The 8,928-nt window shown below is 68.2% G+C and carries 8 protein-coding genes; 7 read left to right on the top strand and 1 reads right to left on the bottom strand.

Features of this window, described 5'->3' with window-relative positions; all coding sequences use genetic code 11:
- The 5 genes from HV826_RS19750 to HV826_RS19730 form a co-directional block, all read left to right on the top strand.
- Positions 1-599, top strand: a 599-nt coding sequence (locus HV826_RS19750) for a DNA-processing protein DprA (protein WP_176418581.1), incomplete at its 5' end; no start/stop codon positions are given.
- Between the two features lie 11 nt (positions 600-610).
- Positions 611-3,175 (top strand): type I DNA topoisomerase, encoded by a 2,565-nt coding sequence (gene topA / locus HV826_RS19745; protein ID WP_176418580.1) that lies wholly within the window; start codon positions 611-613, stop codon positions 3,173-3,175.
- 160 nt (positions 3,176-3,335) lie between these two features.
- The gene (locus HV826_RS19740; protein ID WP_176418579.1) at positions 3,336-4,073 is read left to right on the top strand and encodes a MotA/TolQ/ExbB proton channel family protein; all 738 of its coding nucleotides are present in this window, start codon (positions 3,336-3,338) and stop codon (positions 4,071-4,073) included.
- A 19-nt stretch (positions 4,074-4,092) separates the two neighbouring features.
- Complete coding sequence (locus HV826_RS19735) at positions 4,093-4,614, top strand: biopolymer transporter ExbD (RefSeq protein ID WP_176418578.1); 522 nt, start codon at positions 4,093-4,095, stop codon at positions 4,612-4,614.
- Between the two features lie 3 nt (positions 4,615-4,617).
- Positions 4,618-5,175, top strand: a complete 558-nt coding sequence (locus tag HV826_RS19730) for a biopolymer transporter ExbD (RefSeq protein WP_176418577.1) — start codon at positions 4,618-4,620, stop codon at positions 5,173-5,175.
- Positions 5,176-5,217: 42 nt separating this feature from the next.
- Here the strand turns inward: HV826_RS19730 and HV826_RS19725 are convergent, their stop codons facing one another.
- Positions 5,218-5,610: a TraR/DksA family transcriptional regulator gene (locus tag HV826_RS19725; protein WP_176418576.1), complete on the bottom strand. Its 393-nt coding sequence runs from the start codon at positions 5,608-5,610 to the stop codon at positions 5,218-5,220.
- Between the two features lie 271 nt (positions 5,611-5,881).
- Between HV826_RS19725 and trmFO the strand changes: the two genes are divergently transcribed.
- Together trmFO and HV826_RS19715 are read left to right on the top strand one after the other, a co-directional pair.
- On the top strand, positions 5,882-7,255 hold the full coding sequence (gene trmFO / locus HV826_RS19720) for a methylenetetrahydrofolate--tRNA-(uracil(54)-C(5))-methyltransferase (FADH(2)-oxidizing) TrmFO (protein ID WP_176418575.1): 1,374 nt from the start codon (positions 5,882-5,884) through the stop codon (positions 7,253-7,255).
- A complete protein-coding gene (locus HV826_RS19715) occupies positions 7,252-8,886 on the top strand; it encodes a PD40 domain-containing protein (RefSeq protein ID WP_176418574.1) in 1,635 nt (544 codons plus the stop codon). Before trmFO ends, HV826_RS19715 begins: the two co-directional genes overlap by 4 nt.
- The last annotated feature ends 42 nt before the right edge of the window (positions 8,887-8,928 follow it).

The following is an 8,928-nucleotide window of genomic DNA, read 5'->3' as shown; positions in this document are numbered from 1 at the left end:
GGGGAGAGACGTGGGCCTTCCTGGGGTCCGCCCTGGATGCGCTCGACACGGCGCAAGCCCGCCTGCTTCCTCATTTCCTGGACCGAGGAGGCGTGTTCTTCAGCGAGCTGCCTCCCGGCGTCCGGGCGAGCACCACGACGTTCCCACGGCGCAACCGGCTCATCTCCGGGGCATCCGACGCAGTCTTGGTGCTGAGGGCGGGGAAGGACTCAGGGAGCCTGTACACGGCGGAGGCGGGGCGGGCGCAGGGGCGGCCGGTGTTCGCGATGCCCGGTGACGTCCGCCAGGAGGAGGCGGCCGGCTGCAACGCGCTGCTGCGGAACGGGGAGGCGGCGGCGTGCCTGGGCCCGGGTGATGTGTGGAGGGTGCTGAAAGTCGACCCTCTGGCGGCGGTTCCTCCTGGGACGATGGGTTCGTGGGAGGACCTCTCCGTGGAAGCGAAGGGGGCCTTCGCGATGTTGGACCGGGTTCCCCGGAGCTTCGACGAGGTGCTGGTCGGCAGCACCTACTCACCGGCGGCGCTCGCCAGCGCGCTGGTGGAGCTGGAATTGACGGGGCTGGTCATCCAGCACCCCGGAAGGCTGTACGAAAGAATCTAGGTAGGAGAGTCATGGCCACGCGGACGAAGAAGAAGGTGGAAGAGACTGAGGCGGCCGAGGAGAAGGCGCCCGCCAAGAAGGCCGCCGCCAAGAAGAAGCCTGCGGCCAAGAAGAAGACCGCCGCCAAGAAGAAGACGGCGGCCCGCCGCCGCACCAAGAAGGGCGACGAGGACGAGCTCCCCACCGTGGAAGCAGACGCGGAGGAGGAGGCCACGCCCCGTGGCAAGGGCCCGCATTACCTGGTCGTCGTGGAGTCTCCCGCCAAGGCGAAGACCATCAAGAAGTACCTGGGCTCCGGCTACACGGTGAAGGCCTCCGTGGGCCACGTGAAGGACCTGCCCAAGAGCAAGATGGGCGTCGACGTGGAGCACGACTTCCGGCCCGAGTACACGGTCATCAAGGGCAAGGAGAAGGTCCTCAACGAGCTCAAGAAGATGGCGAAGTCGGCCGACCGCGTCTTCCTGGCCACGGACCCCGACCGCGAGGGCGAGGCGATTGCCTGGCACATCAAGGAGGAGCTGGCGCATCCCGACGCGCTCCGGGTGACCTTCAACGAAATCACCAAGAAGGCCATCCAGGAAGCCATCGCCCAGCCGCGCCAGCTCAACCAGGACAACTACGACTCGCAGCAGACGCGCCGCATCCTCGACCGGCTGGTGGGGTATCAAATCTCCCCGCTGCTCTGGAAGAAGGTGCGCCGGGGCCTGTCCGCCGGCCGCGTGCAGTCCGTGGCGGTGCGCCTCATCGTGGAGCGCGAGGACGAAATCAAGGCCTTCGTCCCGGAGGAGTACTGGACGCTGGACGCGCTGCTGGAGGGGCCCTCCGGCCCGCCGCCGTTCAAGGCCAAGCTGTCCAAGCTGGACGGCAAGAAGGTGGAGCTGAAGGAGCGCGTCTTCACGGAGAGCCTGGTCGCCGAGCTCCAGACGGCCAACTTCGTCGTCGCCAAGGTGGACCGCCGCGAGCGCCGTCGCAACGCGCCCGCGCCGTTCATCACCTCCAAGCTCCAGCAGGAGGCGGCCAACCGGCTGTCCTTCACCGCGAAGAAGACGATGACGCTGGCGCAGCGCCTCTACGAAGGCGTGCCGCTGGGGGACGAGGGCCAGACGGCGCTCATCACGTACATGCGTACGGACTCCACCCGTCTGTCCGACGACGCGGTGAAGCAGGTGCGCGAGCTCATCGGCGGCAAGTACGGCAAGGACTTCCTGCCCGACGAGCCCATGGTGTACCGCAGCAAGAAGAGCGCCCAGGACGCGCACGAGGCCATCCGGCCCACGGCGCTGGAGTATCCGCCGGAGCGGGTGAAGCCCTTCTTCGAGGCCATGGGCGAGGAGGACATGTACCGCCTCTACGAGCTCATCTGGAACCGCTTCGTCGCGTGTCAGATGAAGCCCGCCGTCTATGACCAGACCAGCGCGGACATCGCCGCAGGCCGGGCCACCTTCCGCGCCTCTGGCAGCACGCTGAAGTTCGCCGGCTACCTGGCGGTGTACGGCGCGGGCCTGACGCCGGAGGAGGAGGCGGAGAAGGAGAAGGCCAAGGCCGCCGGTGACGACAACGCCGCGGAGGGCGCCGACGCCGTGGGCGAGCTGCCGGTGCTCAACGACGGTGACGCGCTGAACCTCCAGAAGCTGCTCCACGAGCAGCACTTCACCCAGCCGCCCCCGCGCTTCAGTGAGGCCACGCTGGTGAAGGAGCTGGAAGAGCGCGGCATCGGCCGCCCGTCCACCTACGCCGCCATCCTCTCCACCATCCAGGACAAGAAGTACGTGGAGAAGCTGGAGGGGCGCTTCCGGCCCACGGACCTGGGGAACATGACCAACGAGATGCTGGTCAAGCACTTCCCCCACGAGCTGGATGTCACCTTCACGGCGAGCATGGAGGAGAAGCTCGACCAGATCTCCGAGGGCGGCGCCAACTGGAAGGCGGTGCTGCACGACTTCTACGGGCCCTTCAAGGAGACGCTCGAGAAGGCCGAAGCGGAGATGCGCGACGTCAAGCGGGAGGAGATCAAGACGGACATCCCCTGCGAGAAGTGCGGCAACCTCTTCGTCATCAAGTTCGGGAAGATGGGGCACTTCCTCGCGTGCTCGAACTACCCGGACTGCAAGAACACGAAGGACTTCAAGCGGGACGCCGAGGGCAAGATCGTCATGGTGGAGGAGGAGACCACCGACGAGATTTGCGAGAAGTGCGGCAAGCCCATGGTCATCAAGCGGGGCCGCTTCGGCCGCTTCCTGGCCTGCTCCGGCTACCCGGACTGCAAGACGTCCAAGCCCATCTCCATCGGCGTGTCGTGCCCGGAGTGCAAGGAGGGCTACCTGACGGAGCGCCGCAGCGGCCGTGGGAAGATCTTCTTCGGTTGCAACCGCTACCCGGACTGCAAGTTCGCCGCATGGGACCGGCCGCTGGCCGAGCCGTGCCCCACCTGCGCGTCGCCCTACCTGCTCCAGAAGTTCTCCAAGCGGGACGGCCCGTACGTGGCGTGCCCCAACAAGGAGTGCGACTACCGGCGCGAAATCACCGAGCAGCCCGGGGGCCCGGGTGGGTCACCCGAGGCCTCCTCGGCTGCTTGAAAGCCCAGTAGTTACATGGGCATGGCCCGTCCTCGGCTTGACAGCCTTGGCGGGCCCGCCCTAGAAGTCCAGGCTGCTCCCTCCCCGGGAACGTCGAACGGGTGCCCGCGTCCTGATGGGCGCGCCCCGGGGGGCGGGCGTCGAAAGGACTCTGGGCGCAATGATTCCCTCGGTAAGCGAGCTGCTGCTGGACGTGACCCTCGCGGCCACGGAAGGGGGCAAGCTGGGCGTCACGGACTCCGTCATCAAGTTCTTCAAGGATGGCGGACCGTTCATGTTCGTGAACCTGTTCTGGCTGGCGTGCTCGCTGGCGGTCGCGCTGGAGCGCGTCGTCACCCTGGTGTTCCGCTACAACCTCAACGCGCCGCCCTTCATGGAGCAGATCGCCAAGCTGGTGCGCAGCGGCAACCTGGACCGCGCCGTGAAGGTGTGCGCCATGGCGCCCAACGCGCCGCTGGCCAAGGTGGTCCGCGCGGGCCTGGTGAACGCCAACCGCGGGGAGATTGAGGTCTCCAAGGCGGTGGAAGAGGCCATCGTCGAGCACAGCCCGAACGTGTCCAAGCGCATCCCCTGGCTGTGGTCCCTGGCGAACATCGCCACGCTGGTGGGGCTGGTGGGCACCATCTTCGGCCTCATCGGCACCTTCCAGGCGCTGGGCAACGTGCCGGCGGAGCAGAAGCAGGTGCTGCTGTCGGACGGCATCTCCAAGGCGATGAACAACACCGCCTTCGCGCTCTCCATCGCCGTCATCTGCATCGTCTTCCACCTGTTCCTCACGTCATACGCGAAGAGCATGGTGGAGGGGATGGAGCTCTACGCGCTCAAGCTGGAGAACCTCCTGTCGCGCCGCGGGTCGGTGGACCCGGCCACCACGGAGCTCGAGGCGCGCGCGTCGTAGAGCGCGAGGGCACGCGGCCATGGCGTTCCACTACTCCCGGCGCAAGCTGAAGGTCCGTGAGGAGGAAGAGGCGGGCGAGCTGAACATCGTCCCGTACCTCGACATCCTCATGAACCTCATCATCTTCATGCTGCTGTCCATCACCGGCCTGGCGACGTTCGGCATCATCAACGTCAACGCCCCCGCCTACGGCGCGCCGACGACGGGCATGGCCCAGGAGAACCCGGACGACGCGCCCAAGCTGACGCTGTCCGTGCTCATCTCCAAGAAGGGGCACTTCGTCAGCAGTGAGAACGCCATCCTCGGCGAAGCGGGCACGCCCACCATCCCGGTGAAGGCGGACGGCGCGCACGACTTCCGCGCGCTCAACGCGAAGATGGTGGAGATCAAGTCCGCCTTCCCCAAGGAGACGAAGGTCATCGTGGGCGCGGACCCGGACGTCCCCTACGAGACGCTGACGCAGACGTTGGACGCCATCCGTGAGACGCAGGGCCGCGAGCGCCGGCTGCTGTTCCCGGACGTCACGCTGGGAGCCATCTAGGCCATGGACACGCCTGACGCGGAAGCCGTGGCGCGGATGAGCTACCGCCGGGCCCTGGCGCGCAAGAAGCGCAAGGAGCGCGAGGCGGCGGGGGAGATCAAGGAGCTGAACATCACCGCGATGATGGACATGATGACCATCCTCCTGGTGTTCCTGCTCAAGTCCTTCGCCTCGTCCTCCGCGGCGGTGACGGCGTCCGAGGACGTGCGTCCGCCCGTGTCCTCCACGCGCGCCACGCCCAAGGACACCGTGGCCGTCACGATTACGCCCAGGAACGTGCTGGTGGGTGAGCGGGAAGTCCTCCGGCTGCGGAACGGTCAATTCCCAGCCGACCAGCTCCAGGGGCGGTTGGTGCTGCCGCTGGACGCGCAGCTCAAGAAGGAAGTGGAGAAGCTGAAGTACATCGCCGCGCGCAACCCGTCGGCGCCCTTCAGCGGGGAGCTGTCCGTCATCGCGGACAAGAAGATTCCCTACGACATGCTCCTCACCGTGCTCTACACGGCGGGGCAGAACGAGCTGGAGAACTACCGCTTCGTGGTGCTCCAGAAAGAAGGCGAGTAGCACGCTCCCAGGGCGGCACCGGGAGCGCGCGCTCGCAGCGACTCAGAGGGACGGACTGGCCATGGGGCCGCCGCGCGTCTCGAGCTCGTGGATGCTGGCGTCCTCCTCGCAGCGGATGGCGAAGGGCAGGGCCTCCAGCCGTTCGATGGGAATCTCGAAGCCGCAGTCCACGCACTCGCCGAACACGCCCATCTCCATGCGGCGCAGGGCCGCGTCGATGAGCATGATTTCGCGCCGCTGCGATTCCATCAGGCTGGACAAGGTGTAGTCGGCCAGCTCGGACTGCGCGTTCTCTTCGTACTCGGGGTCCCGCTCCTGGTTCTTCAGGGCGGTGAGCTCGCGGTGCGCACCCTCGTTGGCGCTGAGGATCTCCCGGCGGCGGCGCTGCAGGAGTTCACGGACCCGGTTCAGGTCCTGGATTCGGCGGGTGGCCATGGCTTCGGTACTCCCAGTCTTCGAGTTCAGTGGCGCTCGCCCGGATGCAGGCCGCCCCCGAGCGGCGAACGCGAGAAACGTAGGGGTGCAACCCAGGTAGGGAAACCGCGCCTTCCATCCGGGGCGACGGTGGGCTGGTGGGCAGCCGGCCAGGCGTGAATGCGGTGCGAAAGCGTGGGGTTGCACACGGCTGAATCGACGCTGGGCCCGGGCGTGTCAGTCCTGCTAACAGTTGCTGGACGGCCCCGCGGCGCGGGCCTGGAGGTAGCGGATGGCGGATCAGAAGCAGCGGGTGACGGTGATTGGCGGCGGCCTGGCGGGGACGGAGTGCGCCTACCAGCTCGCCCGCCGCGGGGTGCCGGTGGTGCTGCGGGAGATGAAGCCCCAGAAGCGTTCGCCCGCGCACAAGTCGGACGCGCTGGCGGAGCTGGTGTGCAGCAACTCGCTGCGCTCGGACAACCCGGAGAGCGCCATTGGCCTGCTCCACGCGGAGCTGCGCGCGCTGGGCTCGCTGGTGCTGGGCGCCGCGGACGCGAACCGGGTGCCCGCGGGTGACGCGCTGGCGGTGGAGCGCGAGCGCTTCTCCGCCGCGGTGACGGAGTCCCTGCTGCGCCTGCCCGGCGTGGAGCTGGTGGCCGGCGAGGTGGAGCGCCTGCCCGAAGAGGGCCCGGTGGTGATCGCCACGGGGCCGCTCACGTCGGACGCGCTGACGCGGGAGCTGGAGCGCCACGTGGGCACCAAGCTCTACTTCTATGACTCCATCGCGCCCATCCTGTCGGCGGACTCCATCGACATGAACGTGGCGTTCCGCCAGAGCCGCTACGGCAAGGGCGGCGGGGACGACTACCTCAACCTGCCGATGACGAAGGACGAGTACTACCGCTTCATCGCCGAGGTGAAGGCGGGCCAGAAGGTGGTGCCGCACGCTTTCGAGGAACCCAAGTACTTCGAAGGGTGTCTGCCCATTGAAGTGATGGCCGAGCGTGGCGACGACACCCTGGCCTACGGGCCCATGAAGCCGGTGGGGCTGCGAGATCCGCGCACGGGCCAGGAGCCCCACGCGGTGGTGCAGCTGCGCATGGAGGACGTGGGCGGCACGTCCTGGAACATGGTGGGCTTCCAGACGCGGCTGACCTGGGGTGAACAGAAGCGCATCTTCAGCGGCTTCATCCCCGGACTTCAGCAAGCGGAGTTCCTCCGGATGGGGCAGATCCACCGGAACACCTTCATCGACTCGCCCCGGCTGCTGGCGAAGGACTTGTCGCTGAAGACGCAATCCCGGCTCTACTTCGCGGGGCAGGTCTCCGGCGTGGAGGGCTACGTGGAGAGCGCGGCGTGTGGATACCTGGTGGCGTTGGCGCTGCATGCCCGGCTGACGGGGACGGACTTCGTGCCCCCGCCGGCCACCACGGCGATGGGCGCGCTGCTGCGGCACGTGACGGGGGAAGCGCACCCGCCGGACTACCCGCACCAGCCCTCCAACATCATCTTCGGCATCTTCCCGCCGATTACCGGGCGCATGAAGAAGGCGGAGAAGCGCGCGGCGTATTCGGCGCGAGCGAAGCAGGACCTGGCGGCATGGCTGCCGCACGCGGGCGTCCCGGCGACGGGCGCCCCCGAGCACGTTGACCAGAGGAGCGCATGATGCGGATGCGGCAGGGGCGGCTGTGGACCGCGGGCCTGGTGGCCTCGCTGGTGATGGCGGGCACGGGCTGCAAGAAGGGTGAGTCGGAGGCGCCGGGGGTGAAGCGCACCAAGGCCGCCGCGACGGCGGAGAAGCCGCCTCCGCCCGGTGCCCCTGGCGCGGGGCAGGGCACGCTGCTGGCGTCGGGCCGCGTGACGGACCTGCGGGTGACGCCGGATGGCCGCTTCGCCACGTACCTGGTGAATGGGAAGAAGCCCGCGCTGGACGGCATCCCGCCGCAGATGGTGCTGGGCGAGCTGTACGTGGTGCCCGTGGAGGGCGGCGAGCCGCGCAAGCTGGGCGAGGGCGTGACGAACGTCCCGGGCGGCCAGCTGGTGGCGCCGGGCTCGAAGTACGCGCTCTTCCTCACCGGCTACAGCCCGACGACGCAGTCGGGGGCGCTGACTGTGGCCGCGCTGGATGACGCGAAGGCGGCGCCCGCCGTGCTGGGCACGGCGGTCAGCTACATGCTGCCCAGCCCGGACGGGACGACGCTGGCCTTCGTGGATGGCGGCAAGCTGAAGCTGGGCGCGCTGCCCTCGGGGCCCTTCACGGACGTGGCGGGGGAGGTCAGCACGGCCCAATTCACCCCGGACGGCAAGACGCTGCTCTTCAAGCGCCGGCTGTCCGCGGCGGGGGGCCTGGCGGCCATCTCCGTGGAGAAGCCAGACGCGCCGCCCGTCAAGCTGGGGGACCAGGTGGGAGACTACGAGGTCTCCCCGGATGGGCAGCGCGTGGCCTTCCAGGTGCGCAGCGAGTCGGTGCGAGGGTTGTATGACCTGTACCTGGCGGCGCTGCCGGAGCTGAAGGCGAAGCGGCTGGCGGTGGCCTCGGGGGTGTTCGCCTTTTCGCCCGACGGCAAGTGGCTGGCGCGCACGGAGAATGGCAAGCCGAACGTGCCCGGGGACCTGCACCTGGGCCCGGCGACGGGCGGCGCGGGGCGCAAGCTGGGCGTGCAGGTGGAGAAGCTGGCCTTCTCGCCGGACTCGCAGGCGGTGGGCTTCCTGGAGAAGTACGACTCGACGGCGAACGCGGGGCTGATGTCGGTGGCCGCGCTGCCGGACGGGAAGACGAAGCAGGTGGGGGGCCGCGTGCCCAACTTCGTGTGGGGTTCGGACGGGCGCTACGTCGCGTTCCTCTCGCGCATCCTCAAGCCCGCGTATTCGGTGGACCTGATGCTGTACACCCTGGGCGAGGAGCGGGCGGCGAAGGTGCAGCAGGGCGTCTTCGGTTATGGCTTCACGCCGGGCAACGGGCAGGTGGTGTTCCGCTCCAACTGCATCCGCAATGGGCGCTCGTGTGACTTCATGGCCATGGACCTGCCCCGGCAGGCGGACCCCCGCACGTGGCTGCAGGGCATCTTCAGCTACAAGCTGTCCGAGGACGGCCAGCGGGTGCTCGTCACGTATGCCCGCATGGACTCGGACACCTATGACGTGGCGGTGTACGACGTGAAGACGCAGGCGCGGAAGACGCTGGACCAGGGCGTCCAGGTGCCAGTGTCCTTCGGGGGCAAGGATGACTCGCTTGCCGTGTACGCGATTACGCAGGGCCCGAAGGCAGGCATCTACAGCGTCCCCGCGACGCCGTAGTTTTTGACTGTTGAGGATCGTGCGCTTCGCCGGGCGGTGTGC

The sequence above is a fragment of the Myxococcus sp. AM010 genome (genome assembly GCF_013372585.1).
Taxonomy (GTDB): Bacteria; Myxococcota; Myxococcia; order Myxococcales; family Myxococcaceae; genus Myxococcus; species Myxococcus vastator.
This window is presented reverse-complemented; position numbering and strand designations above follow the sequence as displayed.